Origin of the sequence: Streptomyces sp. Tu6071 (assembly GCF_000213055.1) — a bacterium.
Lineage (GTDB): Bacteria > Actinomycetota > Actinomycetes > Streptomycetales > Streptomycetaceae > Streptomyces > Streptomyces evansiae.
In genome coordinates, this window is record NZ_CM001165.1 from 4,568,420 (window position 1) to 4,593,083 (window position 24,664).

At 73.1% G+C, this 24,664-nt stretch carries 21 protein-coding genes; 16 read left to right on the forward strand and 5 right to left on the reverse strand.

Annotated elements, in window-relative coordinates; all coding sequences use genetic code 11:
- The first annotated feature begins 602 nt into the window (after positions 1–602).
- The 5 genes from STTU_RS19070 (at position 603) to STTU_RS19090 (ending at position 6,898) form a co-directional block, all read left to right on the forward strand.
- Complete coding sequence (locus tag STTU_RS19070; RefSeq protein WP_009066406.1) at positions 603–1,394, forward strand: ABC transporter ATP-binding protein; 792 nt, start codon at positions 603–605, stop codon at positions 1,392–1,394.
- Entirely contained in the window at positions 1,391–3,958 is a 2,568-nt protein-coding gene (locus STTU_RS19075; RefSeq protein WP_043255697.1) for an ABC transporter permease, read from the forward strand. Before STTU_RS19070 ends, STTU_RS19075 begins: the two co-directional genes overlap by 4 nt.
- Positions 3,959–4,204: 246 nt before the next feature.
- On the forward strand, positions 4,205–4,849 hold the full coding sequence (locus STTU_RS19080; RefSeq protein ID WP_043255699.1) for a dihydrofolate reductase family protein: 645 nt from the start codon (positions 4,205–4,207) through the stop codon (positions 4,847–4,849).
- A gap of 221 nt (positions 4,850–5,070) precedes the next feature.
- Positions 5,071–5,754 carry an alpha/beta hydrolase-fold protein gene (locus STTU_RS19085; RefSeq protein WP_052862385.1) on the forward strand — a complete coding sequence of 228 codons (684 nt, stop codon included), beginning with the start codon at positions 5,071–5,073 and terminating at the stop codon, positions 5,752–5,754.
- A 130-nt stretch (positions 5,755–5,884) separates the two neighbouring features.
- Positions 5,885–6,898: a GNAT family N-acetyltransferase gene (locus STTU_RS19090; protein WP_007825847.1), complete on the forward strand. Its 1,014-nt coding sequence runs from the start codon at positions 5,885–5,887 to the stop codon at positions 6,896–6,898.
- A 16-nt stretch (positions 6,899–6,914) separates the two neighbouring features.
- Here STTU_RS19090 and STTU_RS34985 read toward each other — a convergent pair whose 3' ends face one another.
- From STTU_RS34985 to STTU_RS19105, 3 genes are all read right to left on the reverse strand, one after another.
- Complete coding sequence (locus STTU_RS34985) at positions 6,915–7,106, reverse strand: DUF397 domain-containing protein (RefSeq protein WP_007825849.1); 192 nt, start codon at positions 7,104–7,106, stop codon at positions 6,915–6,917.
- Positions 7,107–7,261: 155 nt separating this feature from the next.
- Positions 7,262–7,456 carry a DUF397 domain-containing protein gene (locus tag STTU_RS19100; protein ID WP_043255701.1) on the reverse strand — a complete coding sequence of 65 codons (195 nt, stop codon included), beginning with the start codon at positions 7,454–7,456 and terminating at the stop codon, positions 7,262–7,264.
- Positions 7,453–8,274 (reverse strand): helix-turn-helix domain-containing protein, encoded by an 822-nt coding sequence (locus STTU_RS19105; protein WP_043255702.1) that lies wholly within the window; start codon positions 8,272–8,274, stop codon positions 7,453–7,455. The genes STTU_RS19100 and STTU_RS19105 overlap by 4 nt, the downstream gene beginning before the upstream one ends.
- Positions 8,275–8,587: 313 nt before the next feature.
- Between STTU_RS19105 and STTU_RS19110 the strand changes: the two genes are divergently transcribed.
- Together STTU_RS19110 and mfd are read left to right on the forward strand one after the other, a co-directional pair.
- Positions 8,588–9,898 (forward strand): peptide deformylase, encoded by a 1,311-nt coding sequence (locus tag STTU_RS19110; protein WP_052862386.1) that lies wholly within the window; start codon positions 8,588–8,590, stop codon positions 9,896–9,898.
- A gap of 251 nt (positions 9,899–10,149) precedes the next feature.
- Positions 10,150–13,686 carry a transcription-repair coupling factor gene (gene mfd / locus STTU_RS19115; protein WP_043255704.1) on the forward strand — a complete coding sequence of 1,179 codons (3,537 nt, stop codon included), beginning with the start codon at positions 10,150–10,152 and terminating at the stop codon, positions 13,684–13,686.
- 92 nt (positions 13,687–13,778) lie between these two features.
- On the opposite strand, the gene STTU_RS19120 is transcribed toward mfd, so the two are convergent.
- A complete protein-coding gene (locus tag STTU_RS19120) occupies positions 13,779–14,213 on the reverse strand; it encodes a VOC family protein (RefSeq protein ID WP_009066384.1) in 435 nt (144 codons plus the stop codon).
- Positions 14,214–14,636: 423 nt separating this feature from the next.
- On the opposite strand from STTU_RS19120, the gene STTU_RS19125 reads away from it, so the two are divergent.
- From STTU_RS19125 to STTU_RS19145, 5 genes are all read left to right on the forward strand, one after another.
- The gene (locus tag STTU_RS19125) at positions 14,637–15,062 is read left to right on the forward strand and encodes a hypothetical protein (protein ID WP_234019269.1); all 426 of its coding nucleotides are present in this window, start codon (positions 14,637–14,639) and stop codon (positions 15,060–15,062) included.
- Between the two features lie 202 nt (positions 15,063–15,264).
- Positions 15,265–16,275 (forward strand): hypothetical protein, encoded by a 1,011-nt coding sequence (locus STTU_RS19130; protein ID WP_007825863.1) that lies wholly within the window; start codon positions 15,265–15,267, stop codon positions 16,273–16,275.
- A 60-nt stretch (positions 16,276–16,335) separates the two neighbouring features.
- Complete coding sequence (locus STTU_RS19135) at positions 16,336–18,126, forward strand: hypothetical protein (RefSeq protein WP_007825865.1); 1,791 nt, start codon at positions 16,336–16,338, stop codon at positions 18,124–18,126.
- A complete protein-coding gene (locus STTU_RS19140) occupies positions 18,123–18,953 on the forward strand; it encodes an ABC transporter ATP-binding protein (protein WP_043255706.1) in 831 nt (276 codons plus the stop codon). The genes STTU_RS19135 and STTU_RS19140 overlap by 4 nt, the downstream gene beginning before the upstream one ends.
- Positions 18,950–20,197: an ABC transporter permease gene (locus STTU_RS19145; protein WP_009066374.1), complete on the forward strand. Its 1,248-nt coding sequence runs from the start codon at positions 18,950–18,952 to the stop codon at positions 20,195–20,197. The genes STTU_RS19140 and STTU_RS19145 overlap by 4 nt, the downstream gene beginning before the upstream one ends.
- Positions 20,198–20,247: 50 nt before the next feature.
- Here the strand turns inward: STTU_RS19145 and STTU_RS19150 are convergent, their stop codons facing one another.
- Positions 20,248–20,514 (reverse strand): DUF6199 family natural product biosynthesis protein, encoded by a 267-nt coding sequence (locus STTU_RS19150; RefSeq protein WP_007825868.1) that lies wholly within the window; start codon positions 20,512–20,514, stop codon positions 20,248–20,250.
- Between the two features lie 118 nt (positions 20,515–20,632).
- Between STTU_RS19150 and STTU_RS19155 the strand changes: the two genes are divergently transcribed.
- From STTU_RS19155 to STTU_RS19170, 4 genes are all read left to right on the forward strand, one after another.
- Positions 20,633–21,391 (forward strand): HNH endonuclease family protein, encoded by a 759-nt coding sequence (locus tag STTU_RS19155; protein WP_007825869.1) that lies wholly within the window; start codon positions 20,633–20,635, stop codon positions 21,389–21,391.
- A gap of 148 nt (positions 21,392–21,539) precedes the next feature.
- On the forward strand, positions 21,540–22,388 hold the full coding sequence (locus tag STTU_RS19160; protein ID WP_007825870.1) for a glycoside hydrolase domain-containing protein: 849 nt from the start codon (positions 21,540–21,542) through the stop codon (positions 22,386–22,388).
- A gap of 286 nt (positions 22,389–22,674) precedes the next feature.
- A complete protein-coding gene (locus tag STTU_RS19165) occupies positions 22,675–23,508 on the forward strand; it encodes a SurA N-terminal domain-containing protein (RefSeq protein ID WP_007825871.1) in 834 nt (277 codons plus the stop codon).
- Between the two features lie 33 nt (positions 23,509–23,541).
- On the forward strand, positions 23,542–24,597 hold the full coding sequence (locus tag STTU_RS19170) for a nucleoside triphosphate pyrophosphohydrolase (protein WP_007825872.1): 1,056 nt from the start codon (positions 23,542–23,544) through the stop codon (positions 24,595–24,597).
- Positions 24,598–24,664 lie beyond the last annotated feature (67 nt).

The window sequence follows — 24,664 nt, forward strand, 5'->3', positions numbered from 1 at the left end:
GGGGGTGTACCGCGCGCCATCCGCTGATCCTCTGTGGTCCGGATCGGTCGCGGGTGCCGGGGGTACGTGCGCGGGGCCGCGCGGCGCTCCCGGTACCCCGAGCCGTCCCCTAGGGGACTCCCCTAGGGGATCCCCCTGAGGGCGGCCCCTGTCCGGTGGTACCGGCGGAGGAGGTGGACGGCCCCGGCGCGCGCCTAGCCTGGCGGAGCGAGGCTGACCACAGGCTCGCAGGGGGGCTAACCCCCCTGCGGATTGTGCGCTCAGCCGCACTGCGCGGGGGCACGGGGGACGGGAAGTATGGAGCACGTAAGCAGGTAGGGGAGCGGAGCGGAGCGGGCCCGCGTCACGGCACGTACGGCGCGTACGTACGGTGCCGGCGCGGCCCGCCACGCACCGCCGCACACCCGCTCGCACACGACCACCGCTCACGCGGGACCACCGCTCACCCGGTCCCGCACCGCAGCACTCCCGCACCACAGGACCACCGCACCACAGGACTTCCGCACCACAGGATTTCCGCTCCGCGAGCCGCCCCCGGGGGGAAACGGCGGGCGGCGCGGGGCGCGCTCACGCGCCTTGATGACCGACATAGGAGACATGACGTGACAACGGCACTGACCACACACCCGCGCCAGGGCGGCGCGGGCGGGCAGGCGGCAGTGGCCGCGCGGGCCCGGGGGCTCGTCAAGGCGTACGGCTCGGGGGAGACACGGGTACGGGCGCTCGACGGCGTCGACGTGGACATCGCGAAGGGGCGCTTCACCGCGATCATGGGGCCCTCGGGCTCCGGCAAGTCCACGCTGATGCACTGCCTCGCGGGGCTCGACACCGTGAGCGAGGGGCGTGTGTACCTCGGCGAGGACGAGATCACGGGGCTCAGGGACAAGCGGCTCACGCGGCTCCGCAGGGACCGGATCGGCTTCATCTTCCAGGCGTTCAACCTCATCCCGACGCTCAACGCCCTGGAGAACATCACGCTCCCCATGGACATCGCGGGCCGCGCGCCCGACCGTGCCTGGCTCGACCAGGTCGTGGAGACGGTCGGTCTCGCGGGCCGTCTCAAGCACCGCCCCAACCAGCTCTCGGGCGGCCAGCAGCAGCGCGTGGCCGTGGCCCGCGCGCTCGCCGCGCGCCCGGAGATCATCTTCGGCGACGAGCCCACGGGCAACCTGGACTCCCGGGCGGGCGCCGAGGTGCTCGGCTTCCTCCGTACCTCCGTCGACCGCTTCGGGCAGACCATCGTGATGGTCACGCACGACCCGGTCGCCGCCTCGTACGCGGACCGGGTCCTCTACCTCGCGGACGGCCGGATCGTCGACGAGATGTACGAGCCGACCGCCGAGCAGGTCCTCGACCGCATGAAGGACTTCGACGCGCGGGGGCGGACCTCGTGACCGTCTTCCGTACCTCCCTGCGCAACTTCTGGGCGCACAAGGGCCGTATGGCGCTCTCCGCCGTGGCCGTGCTGCTCTCCGTCGCCTTCGTGTGCGGCACTCTCGTCTTCACCGACACGATGTCCACGACCTTCGACAAGCTCTTCGCGAAGACGGCGGCCGATGTCACCGTCAGCCCGAGCAAGGCCGCGCAGGACCGCGCGCAGAGCGAGAACGGGGCCACGCTGCCCGCCGCCGAGGTCGCGCGGCTCGCCCGCGTGGACGGGGTCGCGCGGGCCGAGGGCGCGGTCAGCACGCAGTCCGTCACCGTCGTCGGCGCGGACAACAAGAGCCTCGGCGCTTCCACGGGCGCCCCGACGCTCGCGGGGAACTGGACCCGTACCGACGAGCAGTCCATGAAGCTGACCTCCGGGCACCTGCCCCGCTCGCGCGCCGAGGTCGTCGTGGACGCCGACACGGCGAAGAAGCACCACCTGAAGTCCGGCGACGAGGTCCGTACGATCACCGCGCACGGCGACTTCACCTCGCACGTGAGCGGCGTGGCGACCTTCACCGTGACCAACCCGGGCGCGGCCGTCTTCTACTACGACACGGCGACGGCGCAGCGCGAACTCATCGACGCGCCGGGCCGCTTCACGCAGATCAACCTCACCGCCGGGAAGGGCGTGAGCGACACCGCGCTGAAGGCGGACGCGAGCGCCGTGCTGGACAAGGCCGGGCACAAGCTGCTCACGCAGCAGGAGTCCGCCGACGAGTCGAGCAAGGACACCGCGTCCTTCCTCGACGTCATGAAGTACGCGCTGCTCGGCTTCGCCGGGATCGCCTTCCTCGTCGGGATCTTCCTCATCGTCAACACCTTCTCGATGCTCGTCGCCCAGCGCACCCGCGAGCTGGGCCTGTTGCGCGCGGTCGGTTCCTCGCGCCGCCAGGTCAACCGCTCGGTGCTCGTGGAGGCGCTGCTGCTCGGGGTCGTCGGCTCGGTGCTCGGCGCGGGCGCGGGGGTCGGGCTCGCGGTCGGGCTCATGAAGCTCATGAACGCGGCCGGGATGAACCTGTCCACGAACGACCTCACGATCGCCTGGACCACGCCCGTCATCGGGCTCGTGCTCGGCATCGCGGTGACGGTGCTCGCCGCGTACCTCCCGGCCCGCCGCGCCGGGCGCGTCTCGCCGATGGCGGCGCTGCGCGAGACGGGCAGTCCCACGGACCGCCGTGCGGGCGCGGTGCGCTCCGCGCTCGGCGCGGTGCTCACCCTCGGCGGGGCCGCCGCGCTCTACCAGGTCTCCACGGTGGAGAAGGCGGGGGACGGGGCGCCGTGGCTCGGCGGCGGGATCTTCCTGAGCCTGCTCGGGCTGATCCTCGTCGGGCCGCTGCTCGCCGGGCTCGTCGTCCGCGTCATCGGCGCGGTCGTGCTGCGGGTCTTCGGGCCCATGGGCCGCCTCGCGGAGCGCAACGCGCTGCGCAACCCGCGCCGGACGGGCGCCACCGGGGCCGCGCTGATGATCGGGCTCGCGCTCGTCGCCTGCCTCTCCGTCGTCGGCTCCTCGATGGTCACGTCCGCGAGCAAGCAGCTCGACGAGTCGGTCGGCGCGGACTTCATCGTCGACACGATGAGCCAGCCGCTCGTGCCGAAGGCCGAGAAGGCGATCGCGGGGATCGACGGCATCGCGCACGTCTCGCACCTCAAGCGGGTCGGCGCGACGGTGACCTTCCCGGACGGCACGGAGAAGCGCGAGGACGTCTCCGCGACCGAGCCGACGTACATGGAGGACGTGCACCAGAAGACCGTCGCGGGCAGCCTGGCCGCCGCCTACGGCAAGGACGGCATGTCGCTCAACGAGGGCACGGCCGCGAAGTACGGCGTGAAGGTCGGCGACAAGCTGCCCGTCGCCTTCCACGAGGGCGGCACCGCGCGGCTCACGGTCCGCGCGATCACCTCGGACGAGACGGTCTTCGACAAGGGCGCCTGGTACGTGTCGCTCGACACCGCCCGCGCGCACCTCCCGGCCGGGAAGGTCCCGCCGTCCGTCGCGCTCTTCGCGAAGGCCGACGACGGGAAGGAGAAGGCGGCGTACGCGGAGCTGAAGAAGGTCATGGACCCGTATCCGCAGTACGAGGTCGCCAACCAGGCCGACTACAAGCAGCTCCTGAAGGACCAGGTGGGCCAGCTCCTCAACATGATCTACGGGCTTCTCGCCCTCGCGATCGTCGTCGCCGTCCTCGGCGTCGTGAACACGCTCGCCCTGTCGGTCGTCGAACGCACCAGGGAGATCGGCCTCATGCGGGCCATCGGCCTCTCGCGCCGCCAGCTCCGCCGCATGATCCGCCTCGAATCGGTCGTCATCGCCCTGTTCGGCGCGGCGCTCGGCCTGGGGCTGGGCCTCGGCTGGGGCGCGAGCGCGCAGTCCCTCCTCTCGCTGGAGGGCCTGAAGGTCCTGGACATCCCGTGGGCCACGATCGGCGGCGTCTTCGCCGGGTCCGCGCTGGTGGGGCTCCTCGCGGCGCTCGTACCGGCGTTCAGGGCGGGGCGGATGAACGTCCTGGGGGCGATCGCCACGGAGTGAGCGGGGGACCGGCGGTCGGTGTGGCGCTACGGGGGGCCACACCGACCGCCAGGGGGAACGGGACGGCCCGGCGGGAAAACCGCCGGGCCGTCCCGCGTTTCACCCACCCGTGACGGGTGACCGATGAGGCGTGACGCGTGGCACCGGAACGACACGCACTTCCTGACTCGTCACGACTTGTCCCTTCTCCTCGTACAGTGCGCTCACTGATTGAGGTCCGCAAGCACACACTGGAAGTGATCGGCCATCAGCAAGGTCCGTGTACACAATTTCCACATCTCGCTCGACGGCTACGGCGCGGGCGAGACGGTCACGCTCGACAAGCCCATCGGGGACGCCGGGGGGCTCTTCGCGCCCTTCGACGGCCGGTTCATCGAGGGCGTGGACGCCGTGGACGCGCCGATCACCCTCGATCGCGCGCTCACGACGACCTGGGGTCAGGGCATCGGGGCGGAGATCATGGGCCGGGGCAAGTTCGGCCCGCAGGAGGGGGAGTGGCCGGACGACGGCTGGCGGGGCTGGTGGGGCGAGGAGCCCCCGTTCCGCACGCCCGTCGTCGTGCTCACGCACTACGCGCGCGAGCCCCTGCACTTCGACAACGGGACGAGCTTCCACTTCATGGACGCGACGCCCAAGGAAGCGCTCGCCCGCGCCCAGGAACTGGCGGACGGCAAGGACGTCCGCATCGGCGGCGGTCCCTCCACCATCCGGCAGTTCCTCGCCGCCGACCTCGTCGACTTCATGCACCTTGTCACCGTCCCCATCACGCTCGGGACGGGTGTCCTGCTGTGGGAGGGCCTTGACGGTATCCAGGACCGCTTCACCGTCGAGTCGACGGCGTCCACGAGCGGCCTGACGCATCAGTTCTGGAACCGCGCCACCAACGACTAGCCCCTCGCCCCCTCCGTGACCGCTGTGTCCGCCCCGGCCCGTGCCCGGTCCGAGGCGGCGGCGACCTCCTCGTGGGCCCCCCATCGCCGGTGAGAGCCGGACTCGTGGGAGGGGTGGAGGAGCGCCGGCGGTGCGGGGTGGGCAGGATGGACCGGTCCCGGCCGACGGCCGGGCGCACGGTTCACCCGATGGAGGGACATGTGATGCGGAAGGTACGAAGGGTGACCCCGCTCGCGCGGCGGCACGAGGTCGTCGAGGGCGAGCCCGCCCCGGCCGATGTGCTGCCTTACCTCCTCCACCTCCCGGAGGACTACGACGCCGACCCCGCACGCGCCTGGCCCCTCGTGCTGTTCCTGCACGGCGCGGGCGAGCGCGGCTCCGACCTGGAGGCGGTCACCCGCCACGGCATACCCGGACTGGCCGAGGAGGGACGGGAGTTCCCCTTCGTGGTCGCCTCTCCGCAGTGCCCCGCGTCGAGCCAGTGGGTCCCCGAGGTGACCACGCTCGCGGGGCTCCTGGACGAGGTCGAGGCCGAGTACCGCATCGACCCGTCCCGTATCCACGTCACCGGGCTGAGCATGGGCGGCTACGCCACCTGGAGCCTCGCCGTCCGCTACCCCGAGCGCTTCGCCTCCGTCGCCCCCGTCTGCGGCGGCCTGTGGATGCAACGCCCGGACCCCATGTGCGACGTGCCCGTCTGGGCCTTCCACGGCGAGGAGGACGAGGCCGTCCCGATCGGCCGCTCCGAGGAGATCGTGGCGCGCCTCGAGGAGCTGGGCGCCGACGTCCGCTTCACCCGCTACCCGGGCGTGGGCCACGACTCCTGGACCCGCACCTACGACAACCCCGCCCTCTACGACTGGCTCCTCTCCCACCGCCGCACCGACCGGACGGGACGGAGCTGAAGGGCTCCGGGACCCGATCGCCCGAGGCGGCCCACCGGCCCCGGCCCGGAAACCGGTTCCGCCGCGCGTTCCGCACGCCCTGCGCCGCCGTGACCGGGAACACCGCGAGGCAGCGCGACGGGGGGACGGCGTGAGCGGCGACAGCGCACCGGGGCCCGGCTACGTCTTCCGCCCGTACCGGGGCGACGACGACCACGGCCCGATGGCCGCCGTACGGCGGGGCTGCGCGCGACGGGACGGGGTCGACGCCCGCTCGGTGGTGGAAGGGCTCCCGACAGCGGCGGCGATCGCCGAGGACTGCGCCCGCCTGGACGACCCCTCGGGCAACCAGCTTCTGGTGGAGCACGGCGGGGGCGTCGTCGGCTACGCGACGATCCGGTGGTGGGAGGAGCCGGACGGTACGTGGCTGTACCCGCACCGCGGCTACCTGCTCCCCGAGCACCGCCGCCGGGGCACCGGCTCGGCGATGCTCGCCTGGGCGGAGGACCGCGTCCGCCACTTCGTACGCCGGCACGGCACCGCGCGGGCGGCCGTCCTCGGCGCGGACGCCATGGCCTCGGAGGCGGACGCGACGGCGCTGCTGCTCGACGCGGGGTACCGGCGCGTGTTCAGCCTGGTCGAGCTGGAGCTGGACGACCTCGGCCAACTCCCCGAACGCCCGCCCTTGCCGGTCGGCGTGCGCGTCGGCGCGGTCGGGCCGAGCGGCTACCACACGGCCTGGAGGACGGTCGTCGACTCGTACGCGGGCGCCGCCTTCACCGAGACGTGGACGTTCGCGCGCTTCCTCGCCACCGCCGACCCGGCCTGCTGGCGGGCCGCCTGGAACGGGCGGGACATGGCCGGGGTCGCCCTGTGCTCCCTCCGCCGCCACGACCCCACCGTGGGCGAGGTCGAGGAGCTGAGCGTCCGGGCGGAGTCGCGGCGGCTGGGCCTCGGGCGGGCCCTGCTCCTGGACGGCCTGCGCTGCCTGCGCGCGCACGGCGCCGAGACCGCCCGCCTGTACACCGGGACCGCGAACCCGCACCGGTCCTACGACCTCTACGAGAGCGTGGGCTTCCGGCGCCGCAACGAGTACGTCCGCTACCGCAAACCGGTCACCGGCCCGGCGCAGGCACCCCCGCACCGGCCGGAGACCCCGGCGTGAGCGAACGGACGCGCTGTCAGCGCCCCTTGGCGACGGACCCGAGGAAGACGGCGAACGCCTCCCGGCCGAACTCGACCACGGGGCTGTCGTCGCCCCACTTGCTGTCGCGTACGGGCAAGGCCGCCTCTCCGACCGCGAGCTCAACGCAATTGCCGTTGTCCGCACCGCTGTAGCTGCTCTTGACCCACCTGCGCGTCTGCTCCGTCATCGGGCCGCTCCCTCGTCTCTCGTACGGGCTTGAAGCCTGCCCAGCCCTGCGCAAGGCGAAGCCCGCCGGGCTCCCTGGTCCGGGGAGCGCGGCGGGCTTCGGGGTCGCGTGCAGGGGTTGCCACCGAGGGGGGGAAGTGGCAGACACGCGACGTCTTAACGGTCCGTCGTCACGGACCCGAGGAAGGCGGCGAACGCCTCACGACCGAATTCAACCACGGGGCTCTCGTCGGCGCGCTTGCTGTCACGCACAGGAATGATCGGCTCGCCGAACGCGATTTCGACGCAATTCCCGTTGTCGCCGCCGCTGTAGGTGCTCTTGGTCCACGTCCGAGCGGAATTCTTCGTCATTCGTCTGCTCCTTGTTGCTTTGCCATGCTGCGGAGTAGGTCCAGCGAATCCTGGGCGGACGCCGCCGTCATGCGCAGATGATCACACACCGCCGTCGTCTTTGCGATTCCCTCGGGGGACCGATCAACGAAGCCGCCACCTACCCATGCTTCCGAGTAGAGCACTTGCTGGCCATCCACAGTGAGGAAGGTGAAAGGCATGTGGACGGGAGGCGCGCCGTCCCGGGCCCGGAGAACCTGGAGTGTGACGTTCGGGCGTTCGGCCAAGTCCACAAGATAGGCGAGCTGCTCCTGCATGACTGAGGCGCCGCCCACCTCCATGCGGAGCACGCCCTCCGTCACCACCAACCATAGACGCGGGGGGTGGGGGCGGTTGAGGATCTGCTGTCGCTGTAGACGGAGTTCGACGCGTGCCATGATCTCGTCCACCGTCTCGGTGGGGTTCCAGGCGCGGAACACGGCTGCCGCGTACGCCTCCGTCTGGACGAGCCCGACCAGCAGGGTCGGGCTGTAGTCGACTATCGCCGCCGCGTCCTGCTCAAGGTCCGCGTACGGCTTGAACCAATCCGGGTAGTCCTGACGGAACAGCTCACCGTGCAGTCGGACATACACCCCACCCGTCTTCCCCGCCTTGTCCATAGCTCGCGCGAACTCCGGACTCGCCGGTACTTCACCGCGTTCGACTTTCGAAACCAAGGGCTGTGAGAAGGCCAGCAAATTGGCATATGCCGTTTGACTAATCCCCAAATGCTGCCGCTGCTGACGCACTTCTTCGGCGAAGGCGGCAATCGCCCTGCTTCGCCGAGAGGATTCGCTCACGCGTACTAACTCCCCTCTCCTATCTGCGGTTTGAATAATGCTCCCCAAGGGGGAATGGGACTACCCCTACGTGCATGGGGTTCTGGCTGTCGGCCCGCATCCTGGTGACGCACTGTAGAGGCATGAACACAGCCGCACAGCGTCGTTCCGGGCTTTCGGTCACGGACTGCCCCAGGTGTCTCGAACTTCTGCGCGAGGAGCGGGCCGCGCGTGCGCGGTGTGACTACTCGGCCGAGACGGACTGTCGTGTGCTCCGCAAACGGCACCCGCACGCCGGGGGCGGGGCGGCGGTGCGCGGCGCCGGGAGCGAGCGGTGAGCGTGGCCGCCGAGCGTGCCGGGCGGCTCGGGCTGCCGGTCGAGCGGGGGTTCGCGGTGCGGGCGAGGGGCGGGGACGCGCGCGGGGCGTGGGTGCTGGCGGCTGGGGAGGTGCGGGACGGCGAGGAGTGCGGGTCGTGGCTGCGGGCGACGGCGTTGCGGCTCGCGGTACGGCTCGACCCGGGGCCGAGGGTGCGGTGGGCGCCGGGCGGGCTCGTACGGCCGACGTACGCGCCGGGGCCGGACGCGCCGACGGCGCTGCGCGCGTGGGCGGAGGACGTGGTCCTGCAAGCGGCGGTGGGGGAACTGCTGGAGAGCGGGGGGCCGTTCGGGGTGCGGTTCCCGGACGTGGACGGCGCTTGGTACGAGCTGGTCGCCGCACCGATCCCCGTACCGACCGAAGCGGACGAACGGAAACCTGGAGCCCCCATGAGTGACACGACGTTGGCGAACGCGGTGTTGCGGCCGGTGCGTTGTGACGCGGAGACGGATGTGCCGCACTTGATGCGGATCTTCGCGAAGCGGCTGAGCATCCACACGGTGGGCGGGGAACCGGCGAGCCGCACGCGGTGCGCGCTGGAGCCGCACGAGGGGGTCGAACACATGGGGAGGGTACGGGAGTTGAGGGAGGGGGCGGTGTGGGTGACGTTCACGCGCGAAATGCCCCCGTACCAGGCGAGGCTGCTGCGGCCGTGTGCGCGCGAGGAGCGGTGCGGGCTCTACGAGGGGCACCCGGGCCGGTGCCTGGCCGCCGAGCCGGAGCGGTGGGAGCCGGAGCGGATGGGGGAGCTGGGGGTGCTGCTGGAGGGGGCGCCGGAACTGGCGGCGCCGGTCCGGGAGTTCGATCTGCCGAGGGAGCGGGAGGAGGCGGCGAGGACGGTGCGGGAGATCGAGACGGTGCTGGACCGCGTGCTGCGGGCGTACCCGTTTCCCGGGGGAGTGGGCCTGTCGGCACCGCAGATCGGCGTACCGCGCGCGGCGGCGCTGGTGCAGCCCCCGTGGGGAGCGCCGGCGGTGACGCTCCTGAACCCCTGCGTGATCGCGGGCTCGCGGGAGACGGCGGAGGAGTACGAGAGCTGCCCCGGCCGCTCGGGCCCCCGGACACCGACGTCCCGCCCGAACGAGATCACGGTGCGGACGACGACGCTGACCGGCCACCCCCTGACCACGACCTACACCCAGCCCCTGGCCCGCCTCGTCCACCACGAGATCGACCACCTGAAGGGCCTCCTCCACCCACCGCGCCTCCCCGTGCGGACACCCCGTTCCGTGGACACGGCGCCCGGGGCGGTCGTGTACGAAGAGTGAGAGCGCCGCGCCCGCGGCCGGGGAACCGTCCGGCGCGGCCGTGCGTGCGCCGCTCAGCTGTCCGACTCGCCGCAGCCGTTTCCGTACGGAGGGTGACCGTCTCGCCCGTCCGTCGCTCTCGCGTCGTACGCTGGAAGACCCCCGGCCCGTACCGCGTGCCGGTCTTTCGCGCTGCTCCGGGCCGCTCCGCCCCGGGCCCAGGACGGACCGCCGGGACAAGCACGGACCCCGGCCAAGGACGGATGGCATTCATGAGTCTGCACGGTCTTCTCGACGCGGTACTCGACGACCCGGCGCTCGCCGAGGCGGTCAAGGCCGCGGGCGACGGGCACCGCACCCAGGCGGATGTCGTCGGGCCGCCCGCCGCGCGGCCCTTCGTCGTGGCCGCGCTCGCGCGCGAGGCGCGCCGTACCGTCCTCGCCGTCACCGCGACGGGACGCGAGGCGGAGGACCTGGCCGCCGCGCTCCGCACGCTCATCCCCACCGAGGGCGTCGTCGAGTTCCCCTCCTGGGAGACGCTGCCGCACGAGCGCCTCTCGCCCCGCTCCGACACCGTCGGCCGCCGCCTCGCCGTGCTGCGCCGCCTCGCGCACCCCGAGGCGGACGACCCCGAGGCCGGGCCCGTCTCCGTCGTCGTCGCGCCGATCCGCTCCGTGCTCCAGCCGCAGGTCAAGGGGCTCGGCGACCTGGAACCCGTCGCGCTGCGGCAGGGGCAGAGCGTCGATCTCCAGGAGATCGTCGAAGCGCTCGCCGCCGCCGCGTACGCGCGCGTGGAGCTGGTCGAGAAGCGCGGCGAGTTCGCCGTACGAGGCGGCATCCTCGACGTCTTCCCGCCGACGGAGGAGCACCCGCTCCGCGTCGAGTTCTGGGGCGACGAGGTCGAGGAGGTCCGCTACTTCAAGGTCGCCGACCAGCGCTCGCTGGAGATCGCCGAGCACGGGCTGTGGGCCCCGCCCTGCCGCGAACTCCTCCTCACCGAGGAAGTGCGCCGCCGCGCCGCCGTGCTCGCCGAGGAGCACCCCGAGCTGCACGAACTGCTCGGCAAGATCGCCGAGGGCATCGCCGTCGAGGGCATGGAATCGCTCGCGCCCGTCCTCGTGGACGACATGGAGCTGCTGCTCGACGTCATGCCCGAGCGCTCGCTGACGCTCGTGTGCGACCCCGAGCGGGTCCGTACCCGCGCCGCCGACCTCGTCGCGACGAGCCAGGAGTTCCTGCAAGCCTCCTGGGCCGCGTCGGCGACCGGCGGCGAGGCCCCGATCGACGTGGGCGCCGCCTCGCTGTGGTCGCTCGCCGACGTGCGCGAGCACGCCGTGCACGACCTCGGCACCCCGTGGTGGTCCGTCTCGCCGTTCGCCGTGGACGAGGAGCTGGACGGCGACACGATCAGCCTCGCGATGCACGCCCCCGAGACCTACCGCGGCGACACCGCGCGCGCCCTCGCCGACACGAAGCGCTGGGTCAGCGAGGGGTGGCGCACGGTGTACGTCACGGAGGCGCAGGGCCCCGCGTCCCGTACCGCCGAAGTCCTCGGCACCGAGGGCATCCCGGCCCGCCTCGACCCCGACCTCGGCGCGATCTCGCCCGCCGTCGTGCACGTCTCCTGCGGCTCCATCGACCACGGCTTCATCGACCCGGCGCGCAAACTCGCCGTCCTCACCGAGACGGACCTCTCCGGGCAGAAGGCGGCGGGCAAGGAAGGCGCCCGGATGCCGGTCCGCCGCCGCAAGTCCATCGACCCGCTCACCCTGGAGACGGGCGACTACATCGTCCACGTGCAGCACGGTGTGGGCCGCTACATCGAGATGGTGCAGCGCACGGTCCAGGGCGCGACGCGCGAGTACCTCGTCGTCGAGTACGCGCCCGCCAAGCGCGGCCAGCCCGGCGACCGCCTCTACATCCCCACCGACCAGCTCGAACAGATCACGAAGTACGTGGGCGGCGAGGCCCCCACCCTGCACCGGCTCGGCGGCGCCGACTGGACGAAGACGAAGGCGCGCGCCAAGAAGGCCGTCAAGGAGATCGCCGCCGACCTCATCAAGCTCTACTCCGCGCGCATGGCCGCCCCCGGCCACGCCTTCGGGCCCGACACGCCCTGGCAGCGCGAATTGGAGGACGCCTTCCCCTACGCCGAGACGCCCGACCAGCTCACCACCATCAGCGAGGTCAAGTCCGACATGGAGAAGACGGTCCCGATGGACCGCCTCATCTGCGGCGACGTCGGCTACGGCAAGACGGAGATCGCGGTACGGGCCGCCTTCAAGGCCGTCCAGGAGGGCAAGCAGGTCGCCGTCCTCGTGCCCACGACGCTCCTCGTGCAGCAGCACTTCTCGACGTTCTCGGAGCGGTACGCGCAGTTCCCCGTCACGATCCGCGCCCTCTCCCGCTTCCAGACCGACACCGAGGCGAAGGCGACCCTGGAGGGGCTGCGGGACGGCTCCGTCGACCTCGTCATCGGCACGCACCGGCTCTTCTCCTCCGAGACGAAGTTCAAGGACCTCGGGCTCGTCATCGTGGACGAGGAGCAGCGCTTCGGCGTCGAGCACAAGGAACAGCTCAAGAAGCTGCGCGCCAACGTGGACGTGCTGACGATGTCCGCGACGCCCATCCCGCGCACGCTGGAGATGGCCGTCACGGGCATCCGCGAGATGTCCACCATCACCACCCCGCCCGAGGAGCGGCACCCCGTCCTCACCTTCGTCGGCCCCTACGACGAGAAGCAGATCGGCGCCGCGATCCGCCGCGAACTCCTGCGCGAGGGCCAGGTGTTCTACATCCACAACCGCGTCGACTCGATCGACAGGGCGGCGGCCAGGCTCCGCGCCGTCGTCCCCGAGGCGCGCATCGCGACCGCGCACGGGCAGATGAGCGAACAGGCCCTGGAACAGGTCGTCGTGGACTTCTGGGAGAAGAAGTTCGACGTGCTCGTCTCCACGACGATCGTCGAGTCCGGCATCGACATCTCGAACGCCAACACGCTGATCGTCGAGCGCGGCGACAACTTCGGCCTCTCCCAGCTCCACCAGCTCCGCGGGCGCGTCGGCCGAGGCCGCGAGCGCGGGTACGCGTACTTCCTCTACCCGCCGGAGAAGCCGCTCACGGAGACCGCGCACGAACGCCTCGCGACGATCGCGCAGCACACCGAGATGGGCGCGGGCATGTACGTCGCGATGAAGGACCTGGAGATCCGCGGCGCGGGCAACCTGCTCGGCGGCGAGCAGTCCGGGCACATCGCGGGCGTCGGCTTCGACCTGTACGTACGGATGGTCGGCGAGGCCGTCGCCGACTACCGCGCGCAGCTCGACGGCACCTCCGAGGAGGAGCTGCCGCCCGAGGTCAAGATCGAACTCCCGGTGGACGCGCACGTCCCCCACGAGTACGCCCCCGGCGAGCGGCTGCGCCTCCAGGCGTACCGCGCGATCGCGGCGGCCACCTCGGAGGAGGACATCACGGCGGTACGGGAGGAGCTGACCGACCGGTACGGGCCGCTGCCCGAGCCCGTCGAGAACCTGCTCCTCGTCGCCGGGCTGCGGCTGCTCGCGCGGGCCTGCGGGGTCGGCGAGATCGTCCTCCAGGGCAACAACGTGCGCTTCGCGCCGCTGCCCGAACTGCGCGAGTCGCAGGAGCTGCGGCTCAACCGGCTCTACCCGGGCACGGTGCTCAAGCCGGCGCAGCAGTCGGCGCTCGTGCCGCGCCCCAAGACGGCGAAGATCGGCGGGAAGCCGCTCGCGAACCGCGAACTGCTCTCCTGGGTCGGGGAGTTCCTGACGTCGATCGTGGGGTCGTAGGGGGATCGGGCGGGGCGGGTCCGGGAGGGGGCGGGGCGGGGTCCGTCGCGCGGCTCCGCCCCGTCCCGCCCCGTACGGGCTCCGCCCCCGCCTTAGCCGATCTGCTCGGCGAGCGCCACGATGATGCCCGCCGGGCCGCGCAGGTTGCACAGGCGGTAGCTGTCCTCGTACCGCGCCACCTCGCCGAGGAGTTCGGCGCCGTGCGGGCGCAGGCGGGCGATCGTGGCGTCGATGTCGTCCACGGCGAACATCACGCGGTGCAGGCCGAGCGTGTTGGGCGCGGCGGGCCCGGCCCCGATCGGTGCCGGGTGGTGGTACTTGGTCAGCTCCAGGCGGCTGTTGCCGTCCGGGGTCCGCATCATCGCGATGGCGCTGCGGACGCCGTCGAGCCCCACGGTGTGGTCCGCGAACAGCCCCTCGATCTCCGCCTCGCCCTCCAGTTCGAGCCCGAGCGCGAGGAAGAAGGCGACAGCCGCGGGGAGGTCGTCCACGACGACGGCGACGTTGTCCATCCGTTGCACAGTCATGGGAGCGACCTTAGGGGGTCGGCGCTGCCGTGGACCGGTGCGGCGCAGGTTCACTGCCCGTGCGGCGCCGGTCCTTCGTCGCGCAAGGTTCGGCCGGGGCGCCGCAAGGACCGGGGAGCCCGGCGGCAAAGGCCGGGCAATCATTGTCGGAACCGGTTTCACCGCTTCCGGACACGAACGACCAGTTTCGGCCCATCCGGACCCGTTCCGCCTCCCACAACCCTTGTTCTGGCGCGAAAACATCGTTGTTTCCGTGGCGCGATTGTGGATACCTTCCGGGCGGCCGGTCACCGGGAACGCACAATCAGCGCGTCCGGGTGCCGTAGGCCCTTCGCACCATCGTTTTCGGGGGAGAACGTCGTGCCCCCTCTGTCGTGCCCATGGACCGGACCCCTCGCGGCCGGTCCGCACAGGAGGACATTCATGCACATCCGGAGATCCATGACCGCTCTCGCCCTCACCGGGGCGGCGGCGGGCGCGCTCGCGTTCGGCGCCTCACCGGCGTCGGCCGCGGCGTCGGCCATCACGTACGACTGCACCAGCACGGGCCAGGTCTGCATCTACTACAACAGCAGCTCCTACGGCTACGGGGCCGTGTTCCGGCAGACCAGCGACGTCCCGAACTACGCGGGCCGCTACTTCAGCGCGGGCCGCAACGGCAGTGCGGGCGCCGGGGTGGAGGTCAAGAACCACGCGGCGGCGGTGGACAGCTGGGTCGCCTCCAACTTCACCGTGTACTTCAACTCCAACTACGGCTGCTCGGTCGCCTGCCAGACCGTGAGCGCGTACAACACGGTCAACCTGAACGCCAACATCAAGAACAACAACGCGTCCGGCCGCGTCACCTGACAGCCGGTCGGCTGAACAGCTCCCGCAGCGGGCGCGGGCCGGGCGGTCTCCCTTCTCGGGGAAACCGCCCGGCCCGCGCGGCGCGTCCCGTACCGTGTGAACTGCCGCGCGCACGGGGCGAGATGGCCCCGAGCCAGCGCGAGCCCTCTTTTCAAGATCCCTTCACCGACGTTGAGTTGTGCCTCCTCGGAAGGACACCCGCGTGGCCCGTCCCGGTCAGCTCCGCCCCCTCGGCACCGGCGCCCTCCTCGCGCTGTGCCTCGCCACCGCGCTCACCGCCTGCTCCTCCGACGACGACGGCGGCGGTGGCGGTGGCGGTGGCGGCGGTGACACGAAGGGCGGGAACCGCGCGCTCTCCGCGCCGAAGGTCAGCGCGACGCCGAAGCTGACGAGCGCGGACGACAAGGGGATGCCGCTCGACGCGTACCTCCTCAACCCCGAGCAGCAGCGCACCCTCTCGCAGGCGCAGAGCGACCTCGTCGCGCGCTGCATGAACCGCTTCGGCTTCCAGTACCGGATGCCCGTCTCCGACTTCTCCGAGCAGGAGAGCGAGGGGCGCACGACCCGCGTCGACGGCCGCTTCGGCCCGCAGAGCATGGCGAAGGCGCGGCAGTACGGCTACCACGGGGCCACGAGCACGAAGGACCCCACCGAGGGCTGGGGCGGCGGGGACGGGAGCGCCAAGCTCACCGCGCAGATGCGCCAGGTGCTCACGGGCGCCCGCGGCGACAAGGAGAAGTGGGGAGCGGGCGGCATGATGATCGGCGGCGCGAAGGTCCCCGACCACGGCTGCCTCGGCGAGGCGAACAAGAAGATCGGCGGCAAGGTCACCGCGGAGCCCGGCACGGACGGGACTTTCGTCAACGACATCAAGTTCGACACCCTCGTGGCCGCCCAGAAGGACAAGCGCACGCTCGCGGTCTTCCGCGAGTGGTCCGCCTGCATGGCCAAGCGCGGCTACGAGTACCCCGATCCGCTCAAGGCGGTCGGCGACCCGCGCTGGAGCAAGACGCCGCAGGCCACCGAGGCCGAGAAGAAGGTCGCGGTCGCCGACCAGGAGTGCCGGAAGTCGGAGAACGTCGTCGGGGTGTGGTTCGCCGTCGACTACGCGTACCAGGAACAGGCGGTCGACAAGAACGCGCAGGCGCTCGCGGACGTCAAGAAGCAGAACGAGGACCACCTCAAGGCCGCCGCCGACGCGCTCGCGTCCTGAGCCGGGGGCCGCCCCGGCCCGTACGTGTCGCCCGCTCGCCCCGCCCGAAAGGCCCAGCCAGTGAACGTCCGCCCCGAGGAGGAGCCGGCACCGGCGGAGAAGACCGTGCCGCTCCCGGCGCGGACCGCGGAGCCGTCCACCGCCGAGCCGACCACCGCAGAGGCACACGCCGCCGAGGCACCCGCCGCCGAGCCGCCCGCCCCGGAGTCGCCCGTCCCCGCCGCCCGGACCGGCTTCCGCATGACCCGGCGCCGCTGGGTCGCCGTCGTCGTCGCCGGGGCCGTCGTGCTCGCCGGGGCCGGGCTCGGGGCCGCGCAGTTCGTGAAGTCGCCCGCGCAGGCGGCGGCCGACAGCAAGGCCCCGCCCCCCGACGTGCTCGAAGCCCCCGTCGAGAAGCGCGTGCTGCGGCAGAACATCGTCGTGCGCGGCACCGCGGGCGCCTCCCGCACGAGCGAGATCGCCCCCGCGACGGCGGGCGGCGCGGACGGCGCGGAGCCCATCGTCACGAAGCTCCCGCTCAAGGCCGGGGACACGGTGCGCGAGGGGACCGTCCTCATGGAGGTCTCGGGCCGCCCCGTCATCGCCCTGCGCGGCGCGACCCCCGTCTACCGCGACCTCAAGCCGGGCACGAGCGGCGACGACGTGCGCCAGCTCCAGGCCGCGCTCCGCTCGCTCGGCCACGGCACGGGCGGCGACACCTCGGGCTCCTTCGGCGCGGGCACGAAGAGCGCCCTCAGCGCGCTCTACCGGGCACTCGGCTACGACCCGCGCCCCGCCACGGACGACGACGGCGAAGCGCTCCAGGGCGCCGCCGACGCCGTGCTCGCGGCACGCCGCGCGCTGGAGGACGCGCGCACGGCGGCGGCACAGGCGAGCACGGCGCCCACGACGGGCACGGGCGGCGGCAAGGACCAGGACGACGGCAAGGAGCAGGGCGGTGGCAAGGACCAGGGCGGCGGTACGGACCCGGGGACGTCACCCGCCCCGGACCCCTCCGCCCCCACCGACCCGGGCCCGCAGAAGCCCGGCGCCTCCGCGCAGGGCGAACGGGGCGCGCTCGTCGGGGGCCCGGCCGCCGCCGACGACCCGAGCGCGCGCCGCGCCGTCGTGCGCGCGCAGGAGGACCTGGCGCGCGCCGAGGAGCGGTACGACGACGCGAAGGCGAAGTCCGGGCCCATGCTGCCCGCCGCCGAAGTCGTCTACCTCACCGCCTTCCCCGCCCGCGTCGGCACCGTCTCGGCGGCCGTGGGCGCGCACGTCAACGGCACGGCGATGACCGTCTCCTCGGGAGAACTCCTCGTCACCTCCTACCTTCAGGACAACCAGAAGGGCCTGGTCCGCACGGGCGCGAAGGCCGAGGTCGTCGACGAGAACTCGGGCCGCACCTACAAGGCCACCGTCTCCGGCGTCGACTCGCAGCGCGCCGAGGACGCCGCGCGCGGCGCGGGCGGCAGCGGCGGCGACGGGGCAGCGGGCGGCGGGGAGGACGGCAACGACCCGTCGCAGGACGGCGGTTCGGGCGGGGAGGCGCAGGCCACCGGCTACCGCATGACCGTCCAGACCACGAAGAAGCTCCCCGCCGCGCTCGCCGGGGCCGATCTGCGCGTGAGCATCCAGGCGGGCGCGACGGACGGGCCCGTGCTCGTCGTCCCCGTCACCGCCGTCTCGGCGGGCGCGGACGGCCGCCGCGCGGTCACCGTCGTCCGCGCCTCGGGGGCCCAGACCCGCGTCGAGGTCAGGACCGGGGCGCAGGCGGACGGCTACGTGGAGGTCCGCCCGGCCGGAGGCCAGAAGCTCGTGGAGGGCGACCGCGTCGTGACGGGCGCGAGCCGCGCGGGCGGCGGCTCATGAGGGGGCCGTGGCGGGGACGGCGGCGCGAGCGGGGCGCGGCCCCGGACGAGGACGGCGCGGCCCCGGGCCCGTACGAGGACGGCGCGGCCCCGCCCCCGTACGAGGGCGGCCCGGACGGCGACCCGCCCCCGCCGCCCCCCGTCGTCGAGTTCCGCGGCACCGGGCTCACCTATCCCGGGCCGCCCGCCGTGCGCGCCCTCCGCCCCTGCCACTTCAGCGTGCGGCCCGGCGAGTTCGTGACCGTCGTGGGGCCCTCCGGCTCGGGGAAGTCCACGTTCCTCAACGTCGTCGGTCTGCTCGACGCGCCCACCGAGGGCACCTACCTGCTCGACGGGATCGACACCGGGCGGCTCGCCGAGCACGAGCGGGCCGCGCTGCGCGGGCGCCGTATCGGCTTCGTCTTCCAGTCCTTCCACCTGCTCCCGCACCGCACCGCCGTCGAGAACGTGCAGCTCGCCATGGTCTACCGCCGCGTCCCGCGCGCCGAACGCCGCGAGCGCGCCCGTACCGCCCTCGCCCGCGTCGGCCTCGCGCACCGCGCCGACGCGCTGCCCACGCGCCTGTCCGGCGGCGAGCGCCAGCGCGTCGCCGTCGCCCGCGCCCTCGTCGCGCGCCCCTCGCTGCTCCTGTGCGACGAGCCGACGGGGAACCTGGACACCGCGACGGCGGGCGAGATCCTGCGCCTGCTCGACGAGTTGCACGGCGAGGGCATGACGCTCCTCGTCATCACCCACGACCCGGCGGTGGCCGCGCACGGCAGCCGCACGGTGAGCATCAGGGACGGCCGCCTGACGGAGACGGTCCGGGACCGGGAGGTGCCCGCGTGATCGGCCTCGCCTCCCGGACGCCGCGCGGCCCCCGCATCGAGCCCTCCCGCCTCTCACGCCGCGACCTGCTCTCCGAAGCCGTCTCCGGGATGCTCCAGCGGCCCGCCCGCTCCGCGCTCACCGCGCTCGGCACGGTGCTCGGCGTCGGCACGTTCGTCGCCGTGCTCGGGCTCACCGCGACGACGTCCTCGCAGATCGACGACCGCTTCAGCCTCCTGTCGGCGACCGAGGTGAGCGTGCGGGACGTCGGCGCGCAGCAGGACGAGTTCGCCGGGGTCTCCTTCCCGGAGGACGCCGAGCGGCGGATCGAGCGGCTGCACGGCGTCGAGCACGCGGGGCTGTACTGGGAGGTGGAGGGCGCGGCGAGCGGCGGCGTCTCCGGAAGCCCGGTCGCGGGCGGCACGACGGAGCAGGTCAAGGTGTACGCGGCCTCGCCCGGGATGCTCGACGCGGCGGGCGCCTCGGTCGCCGAGGGCCGCCTCTACGACGACTTCCTCGCCGGTTCGGACACGCCCGTCGCCCTCCTCGGCGAAGGGCTCGCGACCCGGCTCGGCATCACGACGACGGCGACCCGGCCCGCCGTGTTCATCGACGGTCAGGCGTTCACGGTCGTCGGCATCCTCTCCGACGTCCGCCGCAAACCGGAACTCCTCCTCAACGTCGTCGTGCCGCCCCGCACGGCCGACCGGGTGTGGGGCGCGCCGAAGCGCGGCGGCACGCAGATGCTCATCGAGACGCGCCCCGGGGCGGCCCGCCAGATCGCGCACGAGGCGCCCGTCGCGCTCGACCCCGCGCACCCCTCGTACCTCAAGGCCACCCCGCCCCCCGACCCGCGCTCGCTGCGCTCCTCGGTCACCTCCGACCTGTCCCGGCTCTTCCTCCTCCTCGCCGCGATCTGCCTCGTGATCGGCGCGGTGGGCATCGCGAACACGACGCTCGTGGCGGTCCTGGAACGTACGGGCGAGATCGGGCTGCGACGCGCGCTCGGCGCGGGGGCGCGGCACATCATGGCCCAGTTCCTCGCGGAGTCGGGGGCCTTGGGGGTGCTGGGGGGCCTGATCGGCACGAGCCTGGGAACGGTCCTGGTCGTCGTGGTCTCGGCGTGGCGCGAGTGGACGCCCGTGGTGGACCCGGCGACGGTCGCGGCGGCACCGCTCGTGGGCCTCGCGACGGGCCTCCTCGCCGGCCTCTACCCGGCCTGGCGAGCAAGCCGCATCCAACCGGCGGAGGCACTGCGGAGGTAGGGGGCGATCTTTCGGCGGATGGAGCGGGCCCGGCGGGCCGTGCGCCGAAGTCAGCGCAGCGCCGTCACCAGGAAGACCAGGCAGGCCGCCGCGACGATCCCCGCGGTGAGGCGCATGACGGCGTAGCCCTTCGTGGAGGGCTCGGTCGCGTCGTAGTCCTTCACGAAGGGCCGCTGGAGGGGGCGGTTGAGGCGCCAGAACAGCCGGGGGCTCACGAGCTGGGTGACGGACAGCGCGAAGATGATCGCGAGGACGACGAAGGAGAAGGGCGAAGGGGTGTGCGCCTCGGCGAGCCACAGCCCGTGATGCGGTGTCATGCGGTGCCGGATTCCCTTGCGCCCGGGGCGTACGCCACCCCGCCCGGTATTCCGGACCGGCGGCCGGGTACACAGAGGGGGCGGCCGGAGGGACCGGTGGCGGGTGAGGGGTGGCGAGATGCGGTACGGGGTGCGGCGGGGCGCGGGCACGGCGGTGGGCGCGGTGGCGCTCGGCGGGCTGCTGTTCGGCGCGGCGGGATGCAAGGACGTCGAGGTGTCGGGCGGGGGCGCGAGCGGCGGCTCCGCGAGCGAGCCCGCGGCGCGGGGCGCGGAGGGCTCGGCGCTCAAGGCCGTGGACGGGCTGACCGTCAAGGGGCGCGCTCCGAAGACCGGTTACGACCGCGACAAGTTCGGCTCCGCGTGGGCCGACACGGACTCCAACCACTGCGACACCCGCAACGACATCCTCAAGCGCGACCTGAAGGACGTGAAGTACAAGAGCGGGGACTGCGTCATCGCGAGCGGCGTCCTCAACGACGACCCGTACTCGGGCGACGACATCCGCTTCACGCGCGGCGCGAGCAAGATAGACATCGACCACCTCGTCTCGCTCTCGGACGCCTGGCAGAAGGGCGCGTCGAAGTGGGAGGCGAGCAAGCGGATCGCCCTCGCCAACGACCCCCTCAACCTCCTCGCGGTGAGCGCCGGCCCCAACCGCAGCAAGGGCGAGGGCGATACGGCGACGTGGCTCCCCGGCAACAAGGGCTACCGCTGCACGTACGTGGCGGGCCAGGTCGCGGTGAAGGCCAAGTACGGGCTGTGGGTCACGTCCGCCGAGAAGGCCGCGATGAAGAAGGTCCTCACGACCTGCCCGGACCAGAAACTCCCCGAGGGCACGGCCCCGACCAAGGCCCCCGCGCGGTTCCGCGCGCGGTGACCGCCCCCGCGCGGTGACCGCCGCCACGCGGTGAACCGCCCGTCACGCCGACCGGGGCACCCGTGTCCCCTGCCGCGCCCGCGCGCGATATCTTGCGGTGCTCGCGATGCGGGTGATCTCGGCAGGTAAGTCAAGGGTGGGGAAAAACATGACCAAGTCCGGTCAGCGGGGCGGCAGTCACAGACGGTCGAAGCGGGGGCGGTGGATCGCCCTCGGGACGAGCGCGGCCGTCGTCGCGGGGGTGGGGGTCTTCGCGGCGACCCAGGCGGGGGCCAGCACCGTGTGGCCCGCGCAGAAGACGTTCAAGGGGCGCGCCTTCGACACGTGCACCGCGCCGTCGAGCGCCGCGATGAAGGCGTGGCACACCGGCTTCTACGGGGCCGCCGCCGTCTACATCGGCGGCAAGAACCGCGGGTGCGCGCAACCGCAGCTCACCGCCTCGTGGGTCAAGACCGTGAGCAAGCAGGGCTGGAAGCTGATCCCGCTGTACGTGGGCGCGCAGCCGCCGTGCCAGAAGAGCGCCAACCCCGAGAAGATGACGACCGCCAACGCCTCCGCGCTCGGCGCGAAGGACGGCGCGGACGCGGTCGCGAAGGCGGCGGCGCTCGGCATGAAAAAGGGGAGCCCGATCTTCCTCGACATGGAGCCGTACGACACCAAGAACGCCTCCTGCGCCAAGGCCGTGCTCTCCTACACGCGCGCCTTCACGAAGACCCTGCGCGGCAAGATCTACCGCGGCGGCTTCTACGGCTTCAGCAGCTCCAGCGCCGCCGCGATCGCCACCGCGAAGGACCGCACCGACCTCCCCGGCAACCTCTGGTACGCCAAGTGGGACAAGGTCAACACGACCACGAGCGACTGGCCCTGGTCCAAGAGCCTGTACACGGACCACAGCCGCGGCCACCAGTACATGGTCAACAGCAAGGAGAAGCGCGGCGCCTACACGATCACGGTCGACCGCAGCGCCTGGGACGGCCCGGTCGCGCTCACGGGCTGAGCCCCCACCCGGGTTCCGCTGTGGGCATTCGTTCGGCGGGGGCGGAACGGGTGGGCACAGCGGAACCCTGAGAGCGGGCGGCGCATGACAGCCCGTCCCGCCCCCGCAGGCCCCCGTCCGGCCCCCGTCCGGCCCCCGCAGGGCCCCGTACCGTCCCGAAGGACCCCGTACCGCTTCCCCGTCCCGACTCGTTGCGCCAAGGTGGTGGCCCTCCGCGCGGCCACCTCCTACGATCGACTCCGGACTTTGTGCATCGACGCACAAACTGCTCGCAGGGAGGCCCACCTTGCACCGCCGCTCCATCCGCCCCCAGCCTTCGGCCGGGGGGACCCCCACGCGCCGCCAGCCTTCGGCCGGGGGGACCCCCACGCGCCGCCAGCCTTCGGCCGGGGGGACCCCCACGCGCCGCCACGCCCGCCGTCGCCTCAGCGCCTCCGCGCTCTCCGCCCTCGCCCTCGCCGCCGCGCCCCTGCTCAGCGCCTGCGGCGGCACCGCGCACCCGGGCGCCGCCGCCGTCGTGGGGAACACCCGGATCACCGAGGCGCAGCTCCAGCACCGCGTCGGCGAACTCCACGACGCCGTACGGGAACTCAGCTCCGACGCGCAGACCTCCGAGCGCATCATCTCGGGCAGCGGCAGCCTCGCGCGGCCCACCCTCCAGGGCATGGTGCGCGACCGCGTCGTCGCCCGCGCCGCCGCCGACAAGGGCGTCACCGTCAGCCGCGCCGAGGTGCAGAGCGCCCGCGCGCAGCTCACCCAGCAGGCGGGCGGCGAGCAGGGCCTCAAGGTCGAATGGCTCACCCGGTACGGCGTCCCGCCGTCCCGCCTCGACGACGCCCTGCGCGAGAACATCGCCGAGCAGAAGCTGTACGCGGCGCTCGGCGCCGACCCGTCGAGCCCGGACGGCAAGGCGACCGTCGACAAGACCCTCGCGGCGACCGCGAAGAAGCTCAAGGTCGACGTCAACCCGCGCTACGGCACGTGGGACGCCGCGAAGGCCACCCGCGCCGACGCCCGCCCGGCCTGGCTGCGCGACGTCAGCCGCGCCCCCTCCGGCGAGGCGGCCGGGGCCGACGCGGGCGCCCCGGAGGGGACCGGCGCCGAAACGGGGCAGGGCTGACCGAGGACGCGGCCCCGCCTGGGTTACGTTGCCGTGGTGAACGAAACCAGCCACGGAAACGGCCCGGAAGACCGCCCCGACAGCCCCGGGGACAGCAGGGGCACCGGCCGCATCGTCCTGCTGACCACGAGTCACCGGGTCGCGCCAGGGCTGCTGTCCTGGCGCGCCTGGCAGACCCTGCGCGGCGCCGCCCGCGTGCTGTGCGCGGACGCGGAGCACCCCCAGCTCCCGTACCTGCGCGAGGCCGGGGTCGGCGTCGAGACCGGGGTCCCGGCCGCCGAGGAACTCGTCGCCGCCTGCGCGGACGGCTCGACGGTCGTCGTCGTGGCGGGCGAGGGCGCCGACGAGCACAAGCTCACCGACCGCCTCGCCGCGCTCGCGGGCTCCGGGCGGCACACCATGCCCGAGCTGGAGCTGCTGCCCGCCTCGTACGACCTCCCCGGCGCCCGCCTCATCGACCTCGTGCAGGTCATGGACCGCATTCGGCTCGACTGCCCCTGGTCGAGCCGCCAGACGCACGAGGGCCTCGCCAAGTACGCGCTCGAAGAGGTCTACGAGCTGGTCGAGGCGATCGAGGACGGGGACCGGCACGAGCTGCGCGAGGAGCTGGGGGACGTCCTGCTCCAGGTCGTCTTCCACTCCCGTATCGCCGAGGACGACACCGAGGCCCCCTTCTCCGTCGACGACGTCGCGGGCGCGCTCGTCGAGAAGCTGATCCGCCGCCACCCGCACGTCTTCGGCGACGAGAGCGCCGAGACCCCCGACGAGGTCCGCACGCTGTGGCTCGCCGCCAAGGCCGACGAGAAGCAGCGCGCCTCCGTCACCGAGGGCATCCCGCTCGCGCAGCCCGCGCTCTCGCTCGCCGCGAAGCTCGCGGCCCGCGCCCGTACGGCGGGACTCCCCGTCCCCGTGCCCGAGCCGGGCGCCGACTGGGGCCCCGCCCTCCTCGCGCTCGCGGCCCGCGCCGACGCGGCGGGCGTCGACCCGGAGGCGTCCCTGCGCGCCTCCGCCCGCGCCTACCGCGACGCGATCCGCCGCGCGGAGACGGCGAAGGGGAGCGCGGCGGAGGACGCGGCGGAGGAGGCGTAGGGCGCACACACGGGCGCGGGTCCACCGTCGCGCTGCCGGTGGACCCGCCCCGTACCGTCCCCGCCGC